Origin of the sequence: [Enterobacter] lignolyticus SCF1 (assembly GCF_000164865.1) — a bacterium.
Classification (GTDB): Bacteria; Pseudomonadota; Gammaproteobacteria; order Enterobacterales; family Enterobacteriaceae; genus Enterobacter_B; species Enterobacter_B lignolyticus.
Window position 1 is genome coordinate 4169617 of record NC_014618.1, and the last position, 23484, is coordinate 4193100.

At 57.1% G+C, this 23484-nt stretch carries 23 protein-coding genes, 1 tRNA gene and 1 pseudogene; 14 read left to right on the top strand and 11 right to left on the bottom strand.

All coding sequences use genetic code 11. The features are described from left to right. Window positions 1-2 precede the first annotated feature (2 nt). The 3 genes from ENTCL_RS23895 to ENTCL_RS19375 form a co-directional block, all read right to left on the bottom strand. Window positions 3-854 (bottom strand): hypothetical protein, encoded by an 852-nt coding sequence (locus tag ENTCL_RS23895; protein ID WP_013367839.1) that lies wholly within the window; start codon window positions 852-854, stop codon window positions 3-5. A 539-nt stretch (window positions 855-1393) separates the two neighbouring features. Continuing rightward, window positions 1394-2641, bottom strand: coding sequence for a tyrosine-type recombinase/integrase (locus ENTCL_RS19370; RefSeq protein WP_013367841.1), 1248 nt, complete (start codon window positions 2639-2641; stop codon window positions 1394-1396). A 199-nt stretch (window positions 2642-2840) separates the two neighbouring features. Continuing rightward, window positions 2841-2925: transfer RNA gene (locus ENTCL_RS19375), tRNA-Leu, on the bottom strand. 220 nt (window positions 2926-3145) lie between these two features. On the opposite strand from ENTCL_RS19375, the gene ahr reads away from it, so the two are divergent. From ahr to ENTCL_RS23815, 8 genes and pseudogenes are all read left to right on the top strand, one after another. Continuing rightward, entirely contained in the window at window positions 3146-4165 is a 1020-nt protein-coding gene (gene ahr / locus ENTCL_RS19380; RefSeq protein WP_013367842.1) for an NADPH-dependent aldehyde reductase Ahr, read from the top strand. Between the two features lie 143 nt (window positions 4166-4308). Beyond that, window positions 4309-5184 carry a carbohydrate ABC transporter permease gene (locus ENTCL_RS19385; RefSeq protein WP_013367843.1) on the top strand — a complete coding sequence of 292 codons (876 nt, stop codon included), beginning with the start codon at window positions 4309-4311 and terminating at the stop codon, window positions 5182-5184. Further along, on the top strand, window positions 5174-6061 hold the full coding sequence (locus tag ENTCL_RS19390) for a carbohydrate ABC transporter permease (RefSeq protein ID WP_013367844.1): 888 nt from the start codon (window positions 5174-5176) through the stop codon (window positions 6059-6061). Before ENTCL_RS19385 ends, ENTCL_RS19390 begins: the two co-directional genes overlap by 11 nt. 11 nt (window positions 6062-6072) lie before the next feature. Beyond that, window positions 6073-6909, top strand: a complete 837-nt coding sequence (locus ENTCL_RS19395) for a phosphodiesterase (RefSeq protein ID WP_013367845.1) — start codon at window positions 6073-6075, stop codon at window positions 6907-6909. Then, window positions 6903-7970, top strand: coding sequence for an ABC transporter ATP-binding protein (locus ENTCL_RS19400; RefSeq protein WP_013367846.1), 1068 nt, complete (start codon window positions 6903-6905; stop codon window positions 7968-7970). The genes ENTCL_RS19395 and ENTCL_RS19400 overlap by 7 nt, the downstream gene beginning before the upstream one ends. Before the next feature lie 2 nt (window positions 7971-7972). Continuing rightward, window positions 7973-9295: an ABC transporter substrate-binding protein gene (locus tag ENTCL_RS19405; protein ID WP_013367847.1), complete on the top strand. Its 1323-nt coding sequence runs from the start codon at window positions 7973-7975 to the stop codon at window positions 9293-9295. A gap of 157 nt (window positions 9296-9452) precedes the next feature. Then, window positions 9453-9662 carry a GDCCVxC domain-containing (seleno)protein gene (locus ENTCL_RS24045; RefSeq protein ID WP_275249009.1) on the top strand — a complete coding sequence of 70 codons (210 nt, stop codon included), beginning with the start codon at window positions 9453-9455 and terminating at the stop codon, window positions 9660-9662. Between the two features lie 136 nt (window positions 9663-9798). Then, window positions 9799-9882 (top strand): annotated as a pseudogene (locus ENTCL_RS23815) (hypothetical protein); the annotation flags it as partial. Between the two features lie 43 nt (window positions 9883-9925). On the opposite strand, the gene ENTCL_RS19410 reads toward ENTCL_RS23815, so the two are convergent. The 4 genes from ENTCL_RS19410 to ENTCL_RS23980 form a co-directional block, all read right to left on the bottom strand. After that, window positions 9926-11260 (bottom strand): IS4 family transposase, encoded by a 1335-nt coding sequence (locus ENTCL_RS19410; RefSeq protein ID WP_013364229.1) that lies wholly within the window; start codon window positions 11258-11260, stop codon window positions 9926-9928. A gap of 121 nt (window positions 11261-11381) precedes the next feature. Further along, on the bottom strand, window positions 11382-12464 hold the full coding sequence (lptG, locus tag ENTCL_RS19415) for an LPS export ABC transporter permease LptG (protein ID WP_013367849.1): 1083 nt from the start codon (window positions 12462-12464) through the stop codon (window positions 11382-11384). Continuing rightward, a complete protein-coding gene (gene lptF / locus ENTCL_RS19420; RefSeq protein ID WP_013367850.1) occupies window positions 12464-13564 on the bottom strand; it encodes an LPS export ABC transporter permease LptF in 1101 nt (366 codons plus the stop codon). Before lptF ends, lptG begins: the two co-directional genes overlap by 1 nt. 62 nt (window positions 13565-13626) lie before the next feature. Beyond that, a complete protein-coding gene (locus ENTCL_RS23980) occupies window positions 13627-13677 on the bottom strand; it encodes a hypothetical protein (RefSeq protein ID WP_217448718.1) in 51 nt (16 codons plus the stop codon). 153 nt (window positions 13678-13830) lie between these two features. On the opposite strand from ENTCL_RS23980, the gene pepA reads away from it, so the two are divergent. The 4 genes from pepA (at window position 13831) to ENTCL_RS19440 (ending at window position 19489) form a co-directional block, all read left to right on the top strand. Further along, complete coding sequence (pepA, locus tag ENTCL_RS19425) at window positions 13831-15342, top strand: leucyl aminopeptidase (RefSeq protein ID WP_013367851.1); 1512 nt, start codon at window positions 13831-13833, stop codon at window positions 15340-15342. Window positions 15343-15467: 125 nt separating this feature from the next. Continuing rightward, complete coding sequence (holC, locus tag ENTCL_RS19430; RefSeq protein ID WP_013367852.1) at window positions 15468-15911, top strand: DNA polymerase III subunit chi; 444 nt, start codon at window positions 15468-15470, stop codon at window positions 15909-15911. Continuing rightward, window positions 15911-18766, top strand: coding sequence for a valine--tRNA ligase (locus ENTCL_RS19435; RefSeq protein WP_013367853.1), 2856 nt, complete (start codon window positions 15911-15913; stop codon window positions 18764-18766). The genes holC and ENTCL_RS19435 overlap by 1 nt, the downstream gene beginning before the upstream one ends. 219 nt (window positions 18767-18985) lie before the next feature. Next, window positions 18986-19489 (top strand): GNAT family N-acetyltransferase, encoded by a 504-nt coding sequence (locus tag ENTCL_RS19440; RefSeq protein WP_013367854.1) that lies wholly within the window; start codon window positions 18986-18988, stop codon window positions 19487-19489. Window positions 19490-19515: 26 nt separating this feature from the next. On the opposite strand, the gene ENTCL_RS19445 is transcribed toward ENTCL_RS19440, so the two are convergent. From ENTCL_RS19445 to rraB, 3 genes are all read right to left on the bottom strand, one after another. Further along, entirely contained in the window at window positions 19516-20346 is an 831-nt protein-coding gene (locus ENTCL_RS19445; RefSeq protein WP_013367855.1) for a hypothetical protein, read from the bottom strand. 165 nt (window positions 20347-20511) lie between these two features. Next, complete coding sequence (gene miaE, locus ENTCL_RS19450; protein WP_238981770.1) at window positions 20512-21315, bottom strand: tRNA isopentenyl-2-thiomethyl-A-37 hydroxylase MiaE; 804 nt, start codon at window positions 21313-21315, stop codon at window positions 20512-20514. Window positions 21316-21325: 10 nt separating this feature from the next. Continuing rightward, window positions 21326-21748, bottom strand: a complete 423-nt coding sequence (gene rraB, locus ENTCL_RS19455; protein ID WP_013367857.1) for a ribonuclease E inhibitor RraB — start codon at window positions 21746-21748, stop codon at window positions 21326-21328. 98 nt (window positions 21749-21846) lie between these two features. On the opposite strand from rraB, the gene argL reads away from it, so the two are divergent. Both argL and argF read left to right on the top strand, forming a co-directional pair. Next, on the top strand, window positions 21847-21942 hold the full coding sequence (gene argL / locus ENTCL_RS24190; RefSeq protein WP_418112714.1) for a putative translational regulatory protein ArgL: 96 nt from the start codon (window positions 21847-21849) through the stop codon (window positions 21940-21942). Beyond that, window positions 21912-22916: an ornithine carbamoyltransferase gene (argF, locus tag ENTCL_RS19460; RefSeq protein ID WP_013367858.1), complete on the top strand. Its 1005-nt coding sequence runs from the start codon at window positions 21912-21914 to the stop codon at window positions 22914-22916. Before argL ends, argF begins: the two co-directional genes overlap by 31 nt. Window positions 22917-22962: 46 nt before the next feature. On the opposite strand, the gene ENTCL_RS19465 is transcribed toward argF, so the two are convergent. After that, complete coding sequence (locus ENTCL_RS19465; protein ID WP_013367859.1) at window positions 22963-23415, bottom strand: YhcH/YjgK/YiaL family protein; 453 nt, start codon at window positions 23413-23415, stop codon at window positions 22963-22965. Window positions 23416-23484: the final 69 nt, after the last annotated feature.

A 23484-nucleotide genomic window follows, 5' to 3' on the forward strand; every position in this document is an offset into this window, starting at 1 on the left:
CATTAAGGTTTAGCCTCTCTCAGGGCCTTAAACTCAGCCCGAAAACGTTTTTCCTCAAATGAATTTCCCGAGTCACGAAATTCACGCAACGCATGTGTTGCACTGATACTAGGATTTTGTTCCATAATCTTTAAAATGAAAGACTTAACTTCCTCTGGGGTACGACGTATTCCTTTTTTCACTTCACGCTCAGGTAACTCCTTGAGTTCCTCTATTAACTTTTGAGATAACTCATTTAAATCATTGAGTTGTTTTGACGTAAATTCCTTCACAATGTATTTTGCCACACTGATATTAAGCATGAGCATGTTGCATCTCAACCACTGAGCCATATTTTGGTTGGTTTTGAAAAGGTATGCAGTTAGCCTACCATTGATTTTTTTGGAAGTTATAATAAGCAGTTGTTTTTTTGCATCAACCAGATACTCGAGACCATTAATGATATCCAGTTCAATTGCATTAATATAATCTGGAGAGCCACAGATAATATAATAGTCTCTTTTTCTTTTTTTCATTAATTCTACAATAGATGTAGGATGCTTAGATTTAAAAATAGATCTATTAGTTATTTCTTTCCACCATGTTCTATGAAAACTTTTCCCTACATATTCTTGAGAATACAATGGTATTGATTCGTCATATCCAACAGCAAAGGTCGCTTTATAAGGTACGACATTATCTTTGTGGTGAAGGAGACCTAATCCAGCAGAAAGAACCCATAAATCAACAGGATAACAATCTAAAATAGCTTTAGCCGTCGCCCAATGCCCACCTTTATAAAGATCTTCTGCACATACAGTTGCAGATGTAGATATAGCTTCATTCAAAGCATTGCACCAAGAATTCACGAGCATATTTGAAGGGGTCCGGCCTGATGAAAATTGACTCAGACTCAATATATCCCCGCTATCGTAGTGTTTGCCGTTTGTACATGTTGTTATTAAGTTGATGTTGCTCACAATCGCCCCCCAGAATCGTGTTACACAAGCTACAGGAGAAAAAAGGGGATGACAAGAACGGAGTTATCAGTCCCTGAAAAAATTTTCAGGGACTGATGCTAGTGAGGAATATACTCGAAATACTCATCTTGAGAATGAGAACACTTTTGGCATCGCCTCAGAATACCTTTTTCCTCAAGAGAGAGACAAAAATTTCGACATGATTCAAGAAGGACGTCAAAATTTTCATTTTTACTTTTAGAAATCAAGGCTCTAGCGAGTGTGTCATAACTAAAACCTCCCGTTGAGTGCGATACAATGCTCATCGCAAGTTGGGTATCGAAAGTTTTCATAGTGCACCTCTGAGTCGCCAGAATAATACAGTTATAAAAAAGTATGGGTTATAGTTCAAGCTGGCTTTTCAAATTCGAACATAGCAAGCATCAGGAATTAGACTACTTGCCAAAGTCATAAGGACTAACTTCCCTTTCCCTATTCACATCCAATAAATCAGCCCACCACTGCAGCATTAGTCGCCGCTCATCAAGATGCTCAGCCTTATGAATGTAAGCAGCGCGTACAGAGTTACGCTCCATATGGCTCATCTGCCTTTCAACAGCGTCCCTGGACCACAGACCTGATTCAATCAACGAGCTGCATGCCATAGCCCTGAAACCATGCCCACAAACATCGACCTTTGTGTCATAACCCATAACACGCAGCGCCTTGTTAACCGTGTTTTCACTCATCGGTTTAAGCGGATTATGATCGCCAATGAAAACAAAATCGCGCTCGCCACTAAGCTTGTGAACCTGTTTAAGGATTGCCAATGCCTGACGAGACAGCGGCACTAAGTGAGGTGTGCGCATTTTAGAACCACGTTGCGAATGCTTAACATCTTCTATAGCTTCTCGTTCTGCCGGGATCGTCCACATTGCCCTTTCAAAATCGATCTCGGACCAACGGGCAAAGCGCAATTCACTAGAACGAATAAAAATTAATAACGTTAGCTCAACAGCCAGACGGGTTAAAGGCCGTCCGGTGTAGCTATCAATTCGGTGGAGTAGTTCAGGTAAGCGTTTCAGTTCAAGTGCTGGTCGATGGACACGATTACTTGAAGCAACTGCCCCAGCCATCTCCTGAGCAGGATTGTAATCGATCAAACCGCTTTGCACTGCATAACGCATAATCGCATTGGTACGCTGCTGAAGACGCGAAGCCACTTCAAGACGCCCTGTAGCCTCAACTACTTTGATAGGCACAAGGAGATCGCGCGTACTAAAACTATCAATACTTCGCTTTCCAATCGCTGGGAACAAATTATCTTCCAGACTCTTCAGCACCCGTCGGCTATGTTCTTCTGACCATTTTTTATTTGCGGCATGCCACTCTCTGGCAACTGACTCAAAGGTAATATTTTCTTTCGCCTGTTGTTCTTTCACCGCACGTTTGTGTTCGCGAGGATCGATTCCTGCAGCAACAAGCTTTCTGGCCTCTTCCCTTTTTTGACGAGCATCAGCCAGTGACGTTTCAGGATAAACCCCAAATGCCATCAGGTGCTGCTTACCACCAAAGCGAAAGCGGAACCGCCAGTATTTTGAGCCGTTAGGGTGAATGAGCAAAAACATGCCATCCCCATCGACAAGGGTATACTCCTTTTCCTGTGGTTTTGCAGAGCGCACTTTGATATCTGTCAGAGCCATAAAAGTTCTCCTTCCATGTGCCGAAGTGAGTATACAACCATTATCGAACCAACATATATACTCGGTTCTATACTCACAAGCGACTTGATGTGGGTTGACTCAGATTGACTTCTGTTGAGTGAAAAAGCGAGGAAAGCCTTGCGGATACTGGATTTCAGGCACAAAAAAAGACGTCCGTTGACGTCTATTGATGTTCCGATGGTGCCGAAGGCCGGACTCGAACCGGCACGTATTTCTACGGTTGATTTTGAATCAACTGCGTCTACCGATTTCGCCACTCCGGCACGGAAAGGGATGCGGAAACGTGATGGATTATACCTGTCACACGCGGTCATGCAAGCAGCGTTGCGGGCTGCTGCCTCCGAGTGATGAAAAATTCATCGCCTCAGTACGTTATCCTGAAAACCGCCGCATTTGCCCCTCCCTTCCCACCTCCTTCTGCTAAAGCGCCTCGCAGCACCATGCTCTACACTTCCAGTTCAACACCACAAAAGGGGAAGTGCGATGTCGATGATAAAAAGCTACGCCGCCAGAGAAGCCGGCGCCGATCTCGAGCTCTGGGAGTACGATGCGGGTGAACTCGGGCCGGATGATGTCGAAGTGCAGGTAGATTACTGCGGGATCTGCCACTCGGATCTGTCGATGATCGACAACGAATGGGGCATGTCGCAGTACCCGCTGGTCGCCGGACACGAGGTGATTGGCCGCGTGGCGGCGCTGGGCGCGGCGGCGCAGAACAAAGGCCTGAAGGTAGGCCAGCGCGTGGGCGTGGGCTGGACGGCGCACAGCTGCGGGCACTGCGACGCCTGCATCAGCGGCAACCAGATCAACTGCCTGGAAGGCTCCCTGCCGACCATCATGAACCGCGGCGGCTTTGCCGATAAGCTGCGCGCCGACTGGCAATGGGTGATCCCGCTGCCGGAAGGGATCGATTTCGCCTCCGCAGGCCCGCTGCTGTGCGGCGGCATTACCGTCTTTAAACCGCTGCTGATGCACCACGTAACCGCCACCAGCCGCGTCGGGGTGATCGGCATCGGCGGTCTGGGGCATATCGCTATCAAGCTGCTGCGCGCCATGGGCGCAGAGGTAACCGCCTTCAGCTCGAACCCGGCCAAACAGCAGGAAGTGCTGGCGATGGGCGCGGATAAGGTGGTGAACAGCCGCGATCCGGAGGCGCTGAAGGCGCTCGCCGGGCAGTTCGACCTGATCATCAACACCGTCAACGTCGACCTCGACTGGCAGCCCTATTTTGAAGCGCTGGCGTATGGCGGCAACTTCCACACCGTCGGCGCGGTGATGAAGCCGCTGGCGGTACCGGCCTTCACCCTGATTGGCGGCGACCGCAGCGTCTCCGGCTCAGCGACCGGCAACCCGGCTGAGCTGCGCACGCTGATGAAGTTCGCCGGTCGCGCGAAGGTTGCGCCGACGACGCAGGAGTTCCCGATGTCGCAAATCAACGCGGCGTTAAAGCACGTTCGCGAGGGGAAAGCCCGCTACCGCGTAGTGCTGAAAGCGGATTTTTAATCCGTCGTCCGGTTCCCTCTTCCGGTGGGAGAGGGAACCCCATTCCCGGCTGTTCATAAAACCGTCACCCCCTCGCCATGCTGTTGCAGTAATCCCTTCCCACACTGTCTGGCTTCTGAAACGCCTTTATGAGCCCGCAGACGATGACGAAAAAAACCTGGTTACCCTGGCTAATCCTCTCGCCTTCCCTGCTGTTTTTGCTGCTTTTTACATACTTCCCGCTGGTGCGGTCGGTGTATGACAGCCTGTTCGATACTCGTATGGCGGGCGACAGCGCGCCGTTCGTCGGGGCGGGCAACTTCAGCCGCCTGTTTGCCGACGGGGTGTTCTGGCAGTCGCTGATCAACAACCTCGTCTATATCCTGCTGACGGTGATCCCCGGCGTGACGCTGGCGCTGCTGCTCGCCGTGGCGCTGTGGGAGAACCACCGCGTCAACCGCTGGCTGCGCACCGCGTTCTTCTTCCCGATGATTATCCCGATGGTCAGCGCCGCCGCGCTGTGGCTGTTTATCTTTATGCCGGGGATGGGCATGCTGGACTACTACCTCGCGAAGCTGTTCGGGCCGATGAACAACAACTGGCTCGGGCGCAGCAGCAGCGCCCTGTACGCGCTGGCGCTGATCGGCGTGTGGAAGTTCGCCGGTTACTACATGCTGTTCTTTCTCGCCGGGCTGCAGAGCCTCCCGGCGTCGGCGCGGGAGGCGGCGCTGATGGAGGGCGCCACGCCGACCCAGGTGTTCTTTAAGGTGACGCTGCCGCTGCTGCGCCCGACGCTGAGCTTCGTGGTGACCACCGCGCTTATCTACTCGATTACCCAGATTGACCACGTGGCGGTGATGACCCACGGCGGGCCGGATAACGCCACCAGCGTGCTGCTCTACTACATCCAGAACCTGGCGTGGGACACCCACGACCTCGGCAAAGCCTCCGCCGCGACCTTTCTGACGCTGGCCGGGCTGTTTGTCTTCTCCATTGTGAACCTGAAACTACTGGAACGAGGCGCACACCATGAGCGTTGAGATCTCCCCGGCGATTCCCCGCCCGCAAAGCCTGCCGCGCCCGCTGTGGCTGCGCCTGCGCCAATCCAAATCCGTCACCCTCGGGGTGCTGATGTGCTGCCTGGCGCTGCTGTGGCTAAGCCCGTTCCTGTGGATGCTCTCCTCGGCCTTCAGCGCCAGCACCTTCGGCGAAGGCATGGCCTCCGTGCTCCCTCGCCTGCCGCTGACCCTGGATAACTTTATCGACGCCTGGCGCAGCGCCGACTGGCTGAGCCTGTACGCCAACACGCTGATCTTCGCCTTCGGCACCTTCGCGGTGCAGCTGCTGACCATCACCACCGCGGGGTATGTTTTCGCCTGCCACGAGTTTCGCGGCAAACAGACTCTGTTCCTGCTGTTCCTGGTGCAGCTGATGATCATGCCGGTGGTGATGATGGTGCCGAACATGATGACCCTGAAAACCTTCGGCCTGCTCAATACCCTGACCGGGGTGATGATGCCCTATTTCACCTCGGCGTTCGGCGTGTTCCTGATGCGCCAGGCCTTTCTCACCATCCCGAAAGAGCTGGAAGAGGCGGCGCTGATGGAGGGCTGCCGCTGGTGGCAGGTGCTGTACCGCGTGCTGCTGCCGATGTCGTGGCCGTCGGTGCTGGCCTTCGCCACAGTAAGTATTACCTATCACTGGAACGAGTACCTGTGGCCGCTGATGATGCTCAACGACCCGGATAAACAGGTGCTGACCGTAGGACTGGTGTCGTTCGCCATGGGCGCGGAGTCCGGCGGCCAGTGGGGCGTTATCAGCGCCGGTACGCTGATGGTCTGCCTGCCGCTGATGCTCGCATTTATCGCTTTCCAGAAGCAGTTCCTCAGAAGCTTCGGCTTCTCCGGCATTAAATAAGGAGTGTAATTATGCTGTTAGCGCATATTTCGGATACCCATTTCCGCAGTCAGAACCACAAGCTGTACGGCTTTATCGACGTTAACGCCGGCAACGCCGACGTCGTCTCCCAGCTGAACGGCCTGCGCGAGCGCCCGGACGCGGTGGTGGTGAGCGGTGATATCGTCAACTGCGGCCGCCCGGAGGAGTATCAGGTCGCCCGCCAGGTGCTCGGCGCGCTGCGCTACCCGCTACTGCTGATCCCCGGCAACCACGACGACAAGGCCTGTTTCCTTGAATACCTGCGCCCGCTGTGCCCGCAGCTCGGCAGCGACCCGCAGAACATGCGCTACGCCATCGACGATTTCGCTACCCGCCTGCTGTTTATCGACTCAAGCCTCGCCGGACACGCTAAAGGCTGGCTCACCGACAACACCGTCGCCTGGCTGGAGGCCCAGCTGTCCGACGCGGGCGACAAGCCGACGGCGGTGTTTATGCACCACCCGCCGCTGCCGCTCGGCAACGCGCAGATGGACCCTATCGCCTGTGAAAACGGCCACCGCCTGCTGGCGCTGGTGGAACGCTTTCCGTCGCTGGTGCGCATCTTCTGCGGCCATAACCACAACCTGACGATGACCCAGTACCGCCAGGCGACGATCGCCACCCTCCCGGCGACGGTACACCAGGTGCCGTACTGCCATGAGGACACCCGCCCGTACTACGACATGTCGCCGCCGTCCTGCCTGATGCACCGCCAGGTGGGCGAACAGTGGGTGAGCTACCAGCACTCGCTGGCGCACTACGCCGGGCCGTGGCTGTACGACGAGCACATCAGCTGCCCCACCGACGAGCGCCGTTCGCCATGCTGAGACTGCAAAACGTCAGCAAACAGTTCGACGGCAAACCGGCGCTGAGCGCGCTGTCGCTGGAGATCCGCGACGGCGAGTTCGTGGTGCTGGTGGGGCCGTCCGGCTGTGGGAAAAGCACCTTGCTGCGCCTGCTGGCCGGGCTTGACGAGGTCAGCGGCGGCGAGATCTGGCTACGGGAGGAGAACATCACCACGATGACGCCGCGCGAGCGCAACTTCGCGATGATCTTCCAGAACTACGCCCTGTTCCCGCACCTGTCCGTGCGGGACAACATCACCTTCGGCATGAAGATCCGCAAAGAGGATAAGGCCAGCTGGCAGCCGCGCCTGGCGCAGGTGGCACAGATGCTGCAGCTCGACGACCTGCTGGACCGCAAGCCGGCGAAGCTCTCCGGCGGCCAGCGCCAGCGGGTGGCGATGGCCCGCGCCATTGTGCGCAACCCGCGTCTGTTTCTGATGGACGAGCCGCTCTCAAACCTCGACGCCCGCCTGCGCACCGAGGTGCGCGACAGCATTATGGCCCTGCACCAGCAGCTGAAAACCAGCACTGTCTACGTCACCCACGACCAGACCGAGGCGATGTCGATGGCCGACCGCATCGTGGTACTCAACGGCGGCCACGTGCAGCAGGTCGGCAGGCCGGAACACCTCTACGCCCGCCCGGCCAACCTGTTCGTCGCCGGGTTTATCGGCTCCCCGGCGATGAACCTGCTGCGGCTGCCCTGCGCCGAAGGCCAGGTGCGGGTAGGCGAGCTCACCTACCCGCTGCCGCCCGCCTGGGCTACGCAGCGCGAGGTCTGGTTTGGCCTGCGCCCGGAGCACATTACCGATAGCCCCGGCCCGCAGGCGCTGACGCTGCCCGCGACGGTGATTCAACGCGAACTGATGGGCGCAGACTATCTGCTCCACGTCAGCACGCCGACGGGCGCTCTGCGCTATACGCGCCGCCACCGCGGAGCGATCCCGGAGAAAGGCGATACGCTGACCCTCGGCTTTTCACCGGCGGATATTCATCTTTTTCATGCTGAGACACAGCACAACTTACTGCACAAGGAGAGTTAACCATGTTTACGCCCCTGAGACCGTCGTTGCAGGCGCTCGCCCTGAGCCTTACCCTTGCCGTCAGCGGCGCTGCGCTGGCGAAAGAGAAGATTGACTTCATGTTCCCGGCGCCGGTCGACGGCAAGCTGACCATGGAGATGACCCGCGTGATCAAGGCCTTCAACGATGCCCAGCAGGACGTCGAAGTGCGCGGCATCTTTACCGGCAACTACGACACCACCAAAATTAAAGCGGAATCCGCGCAAAAGGCCGGGCAGCCGCCGGCGCTGGTTATCATGTCGGCGAACTTCACCACCGATCTGGCGCTGAAGGATGAAATCCTGCCGATGGACGAACTGTTCAAATTCGGCGACCGTAAGGCGGGCGAGGTGCTGCAAAACGACTTCTGGCCCGCGATGCATAAAAATGCGCAGATGATGGGCGTGACCTATGCGATCCCGTTCCATAACTCAACGCCGATCCTCTACTACAACAAAACCCTGTTCGACCAGGCCGGTATTACCCAGCCGCCGCAAACCTGGGACCAGCTGCTGGCGGACGCCAAAAAGCTTACCGACGAGAGCAAAGGCCAGTGGGGCATAATGCTGCCGTCAACCAACGACGACTACGGCGGCTGGATCTTCTCGGCGCTGGTGCGCGCCAACGGCGGCAAATACTTTAACGAAGACTACCCGGGCGAAGTCTATTACGACGACCCGACTACCGTCGGCGCGCTGCGCTTCTGGCAGAACATGATCTATCGCGACAAAGTCATGCCCTCCGGCGTGCTTAACTCAAAGCAGATCAGCGCCGCCTTCTTTAGCGGCAAGGTCGGCATGGCGATGCTGAGCACCGGGGCGCTGGGCTTTATGCGCGAAAACACCAAAGACTTTGAGCTCGGCGTGGCGATGCTGCCCGCCAAAGCCCAGCGCGCGGTGCCGATCGGCGGCGCCAGCCTGGTGAGCTTTAAGGGCATTAACGAAGCGCAGAAAAAAGCGGCGTACCAGTTTCTCGAGTACCTGACCAGCCCGCAGGTCAACGGCGCCTGGAGCCGCTTCACCGGCTACTTCTCGCCGCTGAAAGCCGCCTATGACACGCCGGACATGAAGGCCTATCTGCAGCAGGACCCTCGCGCCGCCATCGCCCTTGAGCAGCTGAAGTACGCCCATCCGTGGTACTCCACCTACGAAACCGTCGCGGTGCGCAAGGCGATGGAAAACCAACTGGCCGCGGTGGTGAACGACCAGAAGGTGACCCCGGAGGCCGCCGCCAAAGCCGCCCAGCAGGAGGCGGACACGCTGATGAAGCCCTACGTGGAGAAAACCGCGCTGGCCGAGGTGAAATAACGCCCCCGCTTTTAGGACCTCTCGTGCTGAGGCGTTAGCGATTTTCCCTCTATGGTTAGTGCAGGTGATACACTGTCCCCTGTTTCTAACCATAGTGGTCTGGTGTGCAGGATCACTCTCTGAGAGCACAAATACGATGACTTCTGATACCGTTCTGATGTCTGAAATTACCTGCCCCGCATGTGGTTTTAAAAAACAGGAACAGATGCCTGTGGATGCATGCCTGTGGTTTTATGAGTGCGAACACTGCCATACGCAACTTAAACCCAAAGCGGGTGATTGCTGCGTCTTTTGTTCTTACGGTTCTGTTCCTTGCCCGCCAGTACAGCAGTCCATGCAGCACGGACTGAAAGGGTGTTGCCAGTGATGCCATCATTTTTCTGACGACGGTACCACCCGTCGGGTTGCCTATACTGCACGCAGGATATAACGGAGGATGACACATGAGCTCACCGTTGCAGATTGCCCGCACTCAGGATAGACAACTCTTTTTACTACCAGACATGGCGAAAAGCGCGGCGCGGCAGGTCACTAACCAGATTGTGCGCGGGGTGCTGGGCAGCCTGATGGGCGGCAGGCGGCGCTAAACGTCAGGCATAAAAAATGGCCGCTCAGGAGCGGTAATGCCAGTCAGTTAAGCGACTGACTGGCTGTTTTTCTCCAGGTTTTACTGTATTTCTGGGGCCTTTCTTTTACTGTTCGCGGGAAGGCTCTTTCCCTTCTTATCGGTAATTTCACCAACTGTCCCATGCTTTCAAGATCACGCATCAGCTCCGGGATACGACCTGGCGAAGCGCCCTGCAGAGTCATCAGCATTCGCATCACCATTCCACATGATTCTGAGAAGCTTAGCTGATTCGGCCAGTATCCCTTCAGGCTTCCCGCCATTTTAATCATCTGATATCTCACAAGATTATAGGCCAGTAACACTCCCCAGAGCTCCTGTTCTACAAGCTCTGGCTTTTTACTTCTCAGCGTCAGTCTGCTCAGTTGCATCGTCTGTTTTATCTCCCTGTAACCCAGTTCGATTTCCCACCGATGGCCGTACAGGTCTGCCATCTCACCGCCCGGGAAGCGCATTGCATCCGTCATTGACGTCAGCAGATGGCAGACTTTTCCTTTACGAGTGAACGTCAGCAGTCGCGCTGTTATTTCTTCACCCAGCTCCGGCCATTTTTTCCGTGCCTGCGGGCTGGTTTTCAGCGTGACCAGGTGATCGCCTTTACCCAGCTTTCTCTCCTCTTCATACTGTGCTCCCTTTTTCAGCGGGATCATCCAGTGCCGGTGTTCTCCCGCCAGGCTCCAGGCGTTCAGCAGACCCAGCGAGTAATAACCTTTATCCATCAAAGTCAGTGTGTTATCACCTGTCTGAGATATCAGCTGCTCTGCGAGTGCATTTTCGCTCTCTTTCATTGTGCCAAAGGCTGCAGCCGTGAGCAGATGGCTGGTCAGCTCCATCTGGCAGACCATTTTTACCTGCGGATAGAGTCCCGGTTTTCCGCCGTGTGTCTGACGCGGGAAGGCTGTATCATTTTCCGGCGTATCCTGTGTTCGCCAGACCACGCCATCCACGGCCAGCAGCGTCAGGCCGCACCAGTGTGGATGTGCCGTGGCTCCATGCCAGAGTTGTGCGGTTTGGGTGAATACACGGCGAACGGCCTCACTCCCCAGACGCTGGCGGGCCTGAATAACGGCACTGGGGGCGACGAAAGGACGGTCGCCCGGCAGCATGATATCCAGGCGATTAACAATCTGGTGAAGAGGCTCCTTACGCTCAAGCGCCATACCGACAATACACCAGACCATCATTTCCAGCGGCAGGCGGCGCTTGCGCAGGGTGACTGTGCCGGACTCAGCAAGGCAACGTGAGATAAGTTCAGGGTCGAGATAATCCCCTAAAGAAGTCAGTGGGTTACGCAAAGAATCGTAACGGGAAACAAGATCAAGAGCCTGTCCAATGTGCATAAAAAAATCCGGAAACGGGTGAGCATTTCCGGATTCTTACACAGCCACTGGATCGGTCAACCGATCCTTAACTGATCGGCATTACCGCTCAGGAGCGGCCATTTTTACACTACCACTGTCGCTAGCTGCGGCGAATCATCAGCCACAGGCTTATCAGGAAGAAGGTGGCGCTCGGCAGCAGCGCGCCGACGATCGGCGGGATACCGTACACCAGCGTCAGCGGGCCGAAGATCTGGTCCAGCACGTAGAACACGAAGCCGAAGCTAATCCCGGTAATCACCCGCACGCCCATCGGTACGCTACGCAGCGGGCCGAAGATAAACGACAGCGCCATCAGCATCATCACCGCCACCGACAGCGGCTGGAACACCTTGCTCCACATGTTGAGCTGGTAACGTCCCGGGTCCTGGCCGCTGGACTTCAGGTATTTCACATAGTTGTACAGCCCACTAATGGACAGTGCGTCCGGGTCCAGCGCCACCACGCCGAGCTTGTCCGGCGTGAGGTTGGTTTTCCAGGTGCTGCTGACGGTCTGCGAGCCGGTTATCTGCAGCGGGTTGGTCAGGTTGGACTCATCGACCTGCGACAGCCGCCAGACCTTTTTATCGGCGTCGAACTTCGCCGAGGCGGCATAGCGCACCGACTGCAGACGGCGCTTATCGTTGAAGGAATAAATGCTGATGCCGCCAAGCTCGTCGGCGCCTTTGATGCGCTCGATGTAGATATAGTTGTGGCCGTCTTTCGCCCACATCCCCTGCTGGGTCGACAGCAGCGAGCTGCCGTACATCGCCTGGGCGCGCAGGTTGCGCGCCATCTGCTCGCCCTGCGGCGCCATCCATTCGCCGATGGCCATGGTCAGCAGCACCAGCGGGATCGCCGTTTTCATCACCGAAATGGCGACCTGCATACGGGTGAAGCCCGATGCCTGCATCACCACCAGCTCGCTGCGCTGAGCCAGCATCCCCAGGCCGAGCAGCGCGCCAAGCAGCGCCGCCATCGGGAAGAAGATCTGGATGTCTTTCGGCACGCTGAGCAGGGTATACATGCCCGCGCCCAGCGCGTCGTAGCTCCCCTGCCCGGCTTTTTTCAGCTGGTCGACGAACTTGATGATGCCGGAGAGCGACACCAGCATGAACAGCGTCATCAGAATCGTGGTGAGAATGGTTTTGCCGATATAGCGGTCAAGAACGCCAAATGCCTGCATTATACCGCTCCTTTACCGCTGATACGGGCGCGTACGCGGCGCATCGGCACCGTGTCCCACAGGTTGAGGGCCACCGCCAGCGCGAAGTAGAGCAGGTTGACCACCCACATCCACACCATCGGATCGAGCTTGCCCTTTTCGCCGTTAGAGCGGATAGATGTCTGCAGCAGGAAGAACACCAGATAGAGCAGCATCGCCGGCAGCATCGACAACACGCGGCCCTGGCGCGGGTTGACCACGCTGAGCGGCACCACCATCAGCGCCATAATAAAGACCGTCGCCACCAGCGTTAAGCGCCAGTGCAGCTCGGCGCGGGCGCCGTTGGTGTCGGTATTCCACAGGGTCAGCATGTTCATCTGCTCGGTATCGCTGGGGTCCAGCGACACGGTCTGATGCCCGATGATGGCCTGGTAGTTTTTAAAATCGGTTACGCGGAAATCGCGCAGCATGGCGGTGCCTTCAAAGCGGGTTCCCTCATTGAGGTGCACCACCTGCGAGCCGTCTTTCTGCTGGGTGATATTGCCGGAGTCCGCCACCACAACCGACGGACGCGCGTTGCCTTTGGTGCGGATCTGCGCCAGGAAGACGTCGCGGAATTTTTTGCCGTCGACGCTTTCGATAAACAGCACCGAGTTGCCGTCGCTGGCCTGCTGGAACTGCCCCTGCGCCAGCGCCGCCATGCCGGGGTTCGCTTTCGCCTCGGCCAGCACCTCATCCTGATGGCGGGAAGACCAGGGACCGGCCCACATGACGTTCAGCGCGGCGACAATGCCGGTGAACAGCGCAAGGATCATCGCAGCTTTCACCAGTACGGCCTTACTCAGGCCGCAGGCGTGCATTACCGTAATTTCACTTTCGGTATAAAGTTTGCCCAGCGTCATCAGCAGGCCGAGGAACAGGCTGAGCGGCAGGATAAGCTGCGCCATTTCCGGAACGCCGAGACCCAGCAGCGAGAGCACCAGGTTTGTCGGGATTTCGCCGTCTACCGCCGCGCCAAGGATCCTGACCAATTTTTGACAAAAGAAGATCAAAAGCAGGATGAAGAGGATCGCCAGTTGGCTTTTGAGCGTTTCCCGTACAAGATATCTTATGATTATCACTATAAATACGCCCGTAAAACCCGTATTGTTGCAGGAATTTAGCTTGTTTCATGGCTTCAACGTCATTTATTCTCTTGAGTCGTCGAAAACATCGCTAAGATTATATGACTCAGCGGCTTCACGATTCAGAACACGTTCTGACAAGCCAACATCGTAATAACGTTAAGATTAACACGAAGTCACCGCAACAGCGGACATGAGTTACGAAAGCTTGCAATTCTATCCGTAGCCACCGCCGTTGTCTTTAAGATTCAGGAGCGTAGTGCATGGAGTTCAGTGTAAAAAGCGGTAGCCCGGAGAAACAGCGCAGTGCCTGCATCGTTGTGGGCGTCTTTGAGCCGCGCCGTCTCTCCCCGATCGCCGAACAACTCGATAAAATCAGCGACGGTTACATCAGCGCCCTGCTGCGCCGCGGTGAACTGGAGGGTAAACCCGGCCAGACTCTGCTGCTGCACCACGTGCCGAACGTGCTGTCCGAACGCATTCTGCTGATTGGCTGCGGCAAAGAGCGCGAGCTCGACGAGCGCCAGTACAAGCAGGTTATCCAGAAAACCATCAACACCCTGAACGACACAGGGTCTATGGAAGCCGTCTGCTTCCTGACCGAACTGCACGTCAAGGGCCGCAACAACTACTGGAAAGTACGCCAGGCGGTTGAGACGGCAAAAGAGACGCTGTACAGCTTCGATCAGCTGAAAACCAACAAAAGCGAGCCGCGTCGCCCGCTGCGTAAAATGGTGTTCAACGTGCCGACCCGCCGCGAGCTGACCAGCGGCGAACGCGCGATTCAGCACGGTCTGGCGATCGCCTCCGGCATCAAAGCGGCGAAAGATCTCGGCAACATGCCGCCGAACATCTGTAACGCCGCCTACCTCGCCTCCCAGGCGCGCCAGCTGGCGGATCAGTACGGTAAAAACATCATCACCCGCGTGATCGGCGAACAGCAGATGCGCGAGCTCGGCATGCACTCGTATCTGGCGGTCGGCAACGGCTCGCAGAACGAGTCGCTGATGTCGGTGATTGAATATAAAGGCAACCCGGCGGAGGACGCGCGTCCGATCGTGCTGGTCGGCAAAGGGTTAACCTTTGACTCCGGCGGCATCTCTATCAAACCGGCCGACGGTATGGACGAGATGAAGTACGACATGTGCGGCGCTGCGGCGGTGTACGGCGTGATGCGCATGGCGGCCGAACTGCAGCTGCCGCTGAACATCATCGGCGTGCTGGCGGGCTGTGAAAACATGCCTGGCGGACGCGCCTATCGTCCGGGCGACGTGCTGACCACCATGTCCGGTCAGACGGTGGAGGTGCTGAACACCGACGCCGAAGGCCGTCTGGTGCTGTGCGACGTGCTGACCTACGTTGAGCGCTTCGAACCGGAAGCGGTGATCGACGTGGCGACGCTGACCGGTGCCTGCGTGATTGCGCTCGGCCACCACATCACCGGCCTGATGTCGAACCACAACCCGCTGGCGCATGAGCTGATCGGCGCCTCCGAGCAGGCGGGCGACCGCGCCTGGCGCCTGCCGCTGGGCGATGAGTATCAGGAGCAGCTGGAGTCCAACTTTGCGGATATGGCCAACATTGGCGGTCGTCCTGGTGGCGCTATCACCGCGGGCTGCTTCCTGTCGCGCTTTACCCGTAAGTACAACTGGGCGCACCTGGATATCGCCGGCACCGCGTGGCGCTCCGGGAAAGCCAAAGGCGCTACCGGCCGTCCGGTCGCCCTGCTGTCGCAGTTCCTGCTCAATCGCGCCGGTTTTAACGGCGAAGAGTGATTACCGTCTGTTGCCCGGTGGCGCTACGCTTACCGGGCCTACAGGAAAGGTACCCTTTGTAGGCCGGGTAAGGCGAAGCCGCCACCCGGCTTAAGCATTTAAAGTGAGCACAAGAAGCCCCATATATGAAGAATGCAACGTTCTACCTTCTGGACAATGACAACACCGTTGACGGCCTCAGTACCGTTGAACAGCTGGTGTGTGAAATTGCCGCAGAACGTTGGCGCGCAGGCAAACGCGTTCTGGTTGCCTGTGAAGATGAGCAGCAGGCGATTCGGCTGGATGAAGCGCTGTGGACGCGGCCGCCGGAAAGCTTTGTGCCGCATAATCTGGCGGGAGAAGGCCCGCGGGGCGGCGCCCCGGTCGAGCTGGCCTGGCCGCAAAAGCGCAACAGCAGCCCGCGCGATGTGCTGATTAGCCTGCGTACAGGCTTTGCAGATTTTGCCACCGCTTTCACAGAAGTGATAGACTTCGTACCTCACGAAGATTCTTTGAAACAACTGGCGCGCGAACGCTACAAAGCGTATCGCCTGGCTGGTTTTAACCTGAACACGGCAACCTGGAAATAATGGAAAAGACATACAACCCGCAAGATATCGAACAGCCGCTTTACGAGCACTGGGAACAGCAGGGCTACTTCAAGCCGAACGGCGATGAAAGCAAAGAGTCCTTCTGCATCATGATCCCGCCGCCGAACGTCACCGGCAGTTTGCATATGGGTCATGCCTTCCAGCAGACCATCATGGATACCATGATCCGCTACCAGCGCATGCAGGGCAAAAACACCCTGTGGCAGGCCGGTACCGACCACGCGGGCATCGCGACCCAGATGGTGGTTGAGCGTAAGATTGCCGCTGAAGAAGGTAAAACCCGTCACGACTACGGCCGCGACGCCTTTATCGACAAAATCTGGCAGTGGAAGGCGGAATCCGGCGGCACCATTACCCGTCAGATGCGCCGTCTCGGCAACTCCGTGGACTGGGAGCGCGAGCGCTTCACCATGGACGAAGGTCTTTCCAATGCCGTGAAAGAAGTCTTCGTCCGCCTGTACAAAGAAGATCTGATCTACCGCGGCAAGCGCCTGGTCAACTGGGACCCGAAACTGCGCACCGCGATCTCCGATCTGGAAGTGGAAAACCGCGAGTCCAAAGGCTCGATGTGGCACATCCGCTATCCGCTGGCCGACGGCGCGAAAACCGCTGACGGTAAAGATTACCTGGTGGTCGCCACCACCCGTCCGGAAACCGTGCTGGGCGATACCGGCGTGGCCGTCAACCCGGAAGACCCGCGCTATAAGGACCTGATTGGTAAATTCGTGGTCCTGCCGCTGGTTAACCGCCGCATTCCGATCGTCGGCGACGAACACGCCGATATGGAAAAAGGCACCGGCTGCGTGAAGATCACCCCGGCGCACGACTTTAACGACTACGAAGTCGGTAAGCGTCATCAGCTGCCGATGATCAACATTCTGACCTTCGACGGCGACATCCGCGACATCGCGGAAGTGTACGACACCAAAGGCGAAGAGTCTGACGTTTATTCCAGTGAGATCCCGGCTGAGTTCCGCGGGCTGGAGCGCTTCGCCGCGCGTAAAGCGGTGGTTGCCGCCGTCGACGCGCTGGGCCTGCTCGATGAGATCAAACCGCATGACCTGACCGTACCTTACGGCGACCGCGGCGGCGTGGTTATCGAACCGATGCTGACCGATCAGTGGTACGTCCGCGCCGACGTGCTGGCGAAACCGGCAGTGGAAGCGGTTGAGAACGGCGACATCCAGTTCGTGCCGAAGCAGTACGAAAACATGTACTTCTCCTGGATGCGCGATATTCAGGACTGGTGCATCTCGCGTCAGCTGTGGTGGGGTCACCGTATCCCGGCATGGTACGACAACGCGGGCAACGTTTACGTGGGCCGCACCGAAGACGAAGTGCGTCAGGAAAACAACCTCGGCGCCGACGTCGCCCTGCGTCAGGACGAAGACGTCCTCGATACCTGGTTCTCCTCCGCGCTGTGGACCTTCTCCACCCTCGGCTGGCCGGAAAACACCGACGCGCTGCGCCAGTTCCACCCGACCAGCGTGATGGTCTCCGGCTTCGACATCATCTTCTTCTGGATTGCGCGCATGATCATGATGACCATGCACTTCATCAAAGATGAAGACGGCAAGCCGCAGGTGCCGTTCCACACCGTGTACATGACCGGTCTGATTCGCGACGACGAAGGGCAGAAGATGTCCAAGTCGAAGGGCAACGTTATCGACCCGCTGGACATGGTGGACGGTATCTCCCTGGCCGAACTGCTGGAAAAACGCACCGGCAACATGATGCAGCCGCAGCTGGCGGAGAAAATCCGCAAGCGCACCGAGAAGCAGTTCCCGGACGGCATCGAGCCGCACGGCACCGACGCCCTGCGCTTCACCCTGGCGGCGCTGGCCTCTACCGGCCGCGACATCAACTGGGACATGAAGCGCCTGGAAGGCTACCGCAACTTCTGCAACAAGCTGTGGAACGCCAGCCGTTTCGTACTGATGAACACTGAAGATCAGGATTGCGGCTTCAACGGCGGCGAAATGACGCTGTCGCTGGCGGACCGTTGGATCTTGGCCGAGTTCAACCAGACCATCAAAGCCTACCGCGAAGCGCTGGATAACTTCCGCTTCGATATCGCCGCAGGCATTCTGTACGAATTCACCTGGAACCAGTTCTGCGACTGGTATCTGGAGCTGACCAAGCCGGTGATGAACGGGGGCTCCGAGTCTGAACTGCGCGGCACCCGCAACACGCTGATTACCGTGCTGGAAGGTCTGCTGCGCCTGGCGCATCCGATCATTCCGTTCATTACCGAAACCATCTGGCAGCGCGTGAAGGTCATCGCCGGCATCAACGCCGACACCATCATGCTGCAGCCGTTCCCGGCATTCGACGCCAGCCAGGTGGATGACGCTGCGGCGTCCGATACCGAGTGGCTGAAGCAGGCGATCGTCGCCGTACGTAACATCCGCGCGGAAATGAACATCGCTCCGGGTAAACCGCTTGAGCTGCTGCTGCGCGGCTGCAGCGAGGCGGTGGTTCGCCGCGTCAACGAGAACCACAGCTTCCTGCAGAACATGGCGCGTCTGGAGAGCATCACCGTGCTGCCTGCGGGTGATAAAGGTCCGGTCTCCGTGACCAAAATCATCGACGGCGCCGAGCTGCTGATCCCGATGGCGGGTCTGATCGACAAAGCGAGCGAGCTGGACAGGCTGGCGAAAGAAGTGGCGAAAGTCGAGGCGGAAATCGGCCGTATCGAAGGTAAACTGTCCAACGAAGGGTTTGTCGCCCGCGCGCCGGAAGCGGTTATCGCTAAAGAGCGCGAGAAGCTGGCCGGCTATGCCGAAGCGAAAGCCAAACTGATTGAGCAGCAGGCGGTTATCGCCGCGCTGTAATCATCGTGCCTGTACGTTTGCCGGATGGCGCTTGCGCTTATCCGGCCTACGGGCACCGTCAACGTAGGTCGGATAAGCGTAACGCATCCGACTCCACAGACGATAAAAGCCTCTGACGCACTAGCTCAGAGGCTTTTTATTGAATTATCCTCGCTTGCGCTTCCCCTCACCACAGTGGTATTAACTGCATATGTCTCACTGTTATGTCATGAGTTCACTATGAGTACCATTACCTCCGTTGCGGCAACGCTGCGTCGAATTTCTGCCGATGATAACGCCGCTATTGCCCACGTGATCCGCAAAGTTTCCGCTGAATACGGGCTTACCGCCGATAAAGGCTATACCGTTGCAGACCCTAACCTGGACGAACTATTCCAGGTTTACAGCCAGCCGGGCGCGGCCTATTGGGTGGTTGAGCAAAACGGTGAAGTCGTGGGCGGCGGCGGCGTTGCACCGTTAGGGTGTAGCGAACCTGACATTTGCGAGCTGCAAAAGATGTACTTCCTGCCGAGCGTACGCGGTCAGGGACTGGCGAAAAACCTGGCGCTGATGGCGCTCGAACATGCCCGCGAGCAGGGTTTTAAACAGTGCTATCTGGAGACCACAGCGTTTCTGACCGAGGCAATCCGCCTGTATGAACATTTAGGCTTTGAGCATATCAGCGAAGCGTTGGGCTGCACCGGGCACGTAGATTGTGAAGTGCGGATGCTAAAGCCCCTCTGACTTCACGCCGAGGGGCAATGGTTGCGTTACTGCATTTCAGCTGAGAGCATGAGCCGAATTACGCCAGCCGCGCGAGCGGTTGGCAGCTTCAGCACCTGTGACCATAAATCCTGCACAATTTCACAGGCGACTTTCTCTTTGCCCACGCCTTTACTCGGGTCAGTCATAATCTGGATATCCGGTCCGTAACGCTGTACCAGCCCCGGGCTGATGGATTGCAGGTCCTGAAACGCCAGCTGTTTCTCTTCCGCCGTAACCGTATGTTTGTTCGGACCATAAGCCGCGCGCATCATACTCATATCGCTGGCCATACGACGATTCATGAGCTCCCGCGGAATAATATGCATCGGGTTAATCCCGCCTTTCACCGCCGGAAACAGAAAGCGAAAACATTCGTCATCGCCAACTATTGCCACCGCAGCAATCTGCTCGAGGTTAATTTTCATATACTCAATCACATTGGCATCGGGTGCCTGCTGCAAACGCGCCATTTGTACCTGCAGGATCTGCGGCTGAATAGCGTCGATAATCTGTTGTTCGCTTTTCCCCGCCTTTTTCAGCTGCGTTGACTGGTTGAGGATATTCTGCCAAAGCGCTGGCTCCTGCTCTTTAAGCACCTGATAAACAGGCATTGCCAGCATCGCATTTTCAAATTTCTGCGCGTCCGTCAGCCCATAATCCGGGCTTGCGCGCGGAATCAGATAGTGCACGTCAAACAAATTCCACGCGACAATCGCCATCACAAAAACCACCGCGCCGGAGATCTTGCCCAGCCAGCCTTTTTTACGAAACATGCCAACAACGATAGCAATCACCGCCCCGATATAACCCGCCAACACTACGTGTGCCCAGTTCATTCACCATCCTTATGTCAAATAGTCTCTGTTACGGGGATATATTTCCCCTTTTTATGTTTTGATTATTACGGTAGCGGTAAGTGATTTCCAGCCACCAGATTTTGCTAACGGGAACAGGAAGGGTTGAACCGCGCGGCGATTGGCGCCGCGCATCAGAGAAGGACGTTAAGCCGGCACCCCGCTGTGAAAACGAAACTCCGTATCCGGCGTCGTTATCAGCTCCGCCTCCACCGCGCCGAAGTACCGCACCCGCTCGCCAATATCGTCTGCTGACACGCTCTGCGCCAGCGTCAGGTAATCCTGATAGTGCCGGGCCTCCGAACGCAGCAGCGACAGGTAGAACTTTTGCAGGTCAGCGTCCAGATACGGCGCCAGCGCGGCAAAGCGCTCGCAGGAGCGCGCCTCGATGTACGCCCCGCAAATCAGCTTATCAATCAGCGTCAGCGGCTCGTGGGTACGCACCGCTTTCAGCATGCCTTTGGCATAGCGGCTGGCGGTGATTTTGACGTACGCAATCTCTCTGGCCTGCATAATCTCGCGCACCTGCCAGAAGTGGTGCAGCTCCTCTTTGATCAGCAGCACCATGCTGTCGATAAGCTGCTGCCCCCACGGGTCGTCGGTATGCGGCATCACGCTTTTGCCAATCTGCTTGTGCAGAGCGACAAAATCCGGCTCCGGTCCTTCGCGAAAGGCAAAAGCCTCATAGGGCTGCAGCCACGCCAGCAGCGCATCGGCCCCCTGCCTGTCGGCGACATATTTACGCACCAGCAGCATGGCGGTTTGCGCCGCCTTCAGCTCGCAGACCAGGTGGTCGGTCAACAGCAGAGGCAGCCGGGCCGGGTCGCGGGCGTCGTCTATCCAGGCTTGCGGGGTTGGGCAGTGCAGGAAGTGGAGAATTGGGGATACTATCTGCGGGTAATCCATGTCTGGAGCCGTTTCCTTGCGATGCGACGGCCGCAGCCGCCGCATCCGTCGTTACTTAGTGGCGAACGCCGTCGTCATCTTCATCGATGTAATCGTCGTCTTCGTCATCACCGTCTTCGCCGTTCGGATCTTCGAAGTAGGTGCCCCAGCCGTCGTATTCAACGCCGAATTTTTCCGCCAGGTTCATCAGTTGCTCAACCTGCGCATCGATAATGTCAGCGTTAAGCGCACACTCGCTGAGCGCGTCGCAGCAGATAACCACGTCGCCCTCCTCCACTTCCAGCTCTTCCGGCTCCGTCACCTCATAGCCCAGCTTGAAGACTTCTACCGCCACTTTCTCCAGCGTGTCGAAATCGTCGGCGGAGAAGTGGTGCTCGATGGTGTACAGCGCATCCGGATCGCTGCCATCTTCCAGTAACTCTTCAATAATCAGACGCGTTTCTTCGCGCTGCTCTTCCAGGTGTTCCGGGTTTGCCATAGCTCGTTCCTCATAATGTGCGGCAGATACCTCTATTTTCACATACCGCAGACAATGCCTCCACTTTTCCGATAAAGAATTGTGAATCGGGGTTGCAAATGAATAATCATCCATATAAAGTGAATTTTAATTCAACAAGTGGCCTTAGCCATGTGAGGGAAACATGTCTGCGTTATATCAGAAGCATTTCTTGAAGTTACTGGATTTTACCCCTGCGCAAATCAACCACCTGATCGCGCTCGCCGCAACGCTCAAAGCCGATAAGAAAAGCGGTAATGAGGTGCCAAAACTGACCGGTAAAAACATCGCGCTCATCTTCGAAAAAGACTCTACTCGCACACGATGCTCTTTCGAAGTTGCCGCATACGATCAAGGCGCCCACGTCACTTACCTCGGCTGCAGCGGCAGCCAGATTGGCCATAAAGAATCGATTAAAGACACCGCCCGGGTGCTGGGCCGGATGTACGACGGTATCCAGTACCGCGGCCACGGCCAGGAGGTTGTCGAAACCCTCGCCGAATTCGCGGGCGTGCCGGTGTGGAACGGACTGACCAACGAATTCCACCCCACGCAGCTGCTGGCCGACCTGCTAACCATGCAGGAACATCTGCCGGGCAAGGCGTTCAACGAGATGACGCTGGTCTACGCGGGCGATGCGCGCAACAACATGGGCAACTCCATGCTGGAAGCCGCCGCGCTGACCGGGCTGGATTTACGCCTGGTCGCCCCGCGGGCCTGCTGGCCCCAGGAGAGCCTGGTGGCGGAATGCACGGCGCTGGCGCAAAAGAACGGCGGTAATATCACCCTGACGGAAGATATCGCCGCGGGCGTGAAGGGCGCGGACTTCATCTATACCGACGTGTGGGTGTCGATGGGCGAGGCGAAATCGATGTGGGCCGAGCGTATTGCGCTGCTGCGCGGCTATCAGGTGAATAAGCAGATGATGGCGCTGACCGGCAACCCGCAGGTGAAGTTCCTGCACTGCCTGCCCGCCTTCCATGACGATCAGACGACGCTCGGCAAACAGATGGCCGCAGAGTACGGCCTGCACGGCGGCATGGAGGTCACCGACGAGGTGTTTGAATCCGCCGCCAGCATCGTCTTCGATCAGGCGGAAAACCGCATGCACACCATCAAAGCGGTGATGGTGGCGACGCTGGCGAAGTAATTTTCCTTCCCCCTAACCCTCTCCCGAACAGGGAGAGGGGACACACTTAAGCCACCAGCATTTTCACCACGGCTTTGCGCACTTTGGCGGGCGCGCCGACCACGCACAGCGGTTTATGCACTTCACCGGGATAAAACACCACAAAGTCGCCTTCGTTAAGCACCACGGTTTTCTCCTGCGCGCCCTGGGCTAAAAAAGCGATGTCTTTATCCGCCAGCCAGTCGGTGTCGGGTTGCCCGGCGGGCTGCGTGCTGAAGGTCATCCCCTCCTGGCCTTTGAGGACAATCTGAATATCCAGATAGCGGGCATGGTACTCCGCGCGGCGCTGGGCGAAAGGCTCGGTCGTATCTTCCGAAATAAGATAAAAGACGCGGCTGCCGTCGATGTCGTGCTTGCCGAGCGGCGTGGCGTCGGTGACGTGCGCCTTGATGTGGTCGATAGCCTGACGCAGCTCCTGCGCCAGCCACGGCTGCAGATGGTGGATGTTGCCAACAATCATGGAAAACCCCTTAAATAAAACAACGTTTCATTTTGTGAGTTATACGCCAGATAACGGCGGCCATACCAC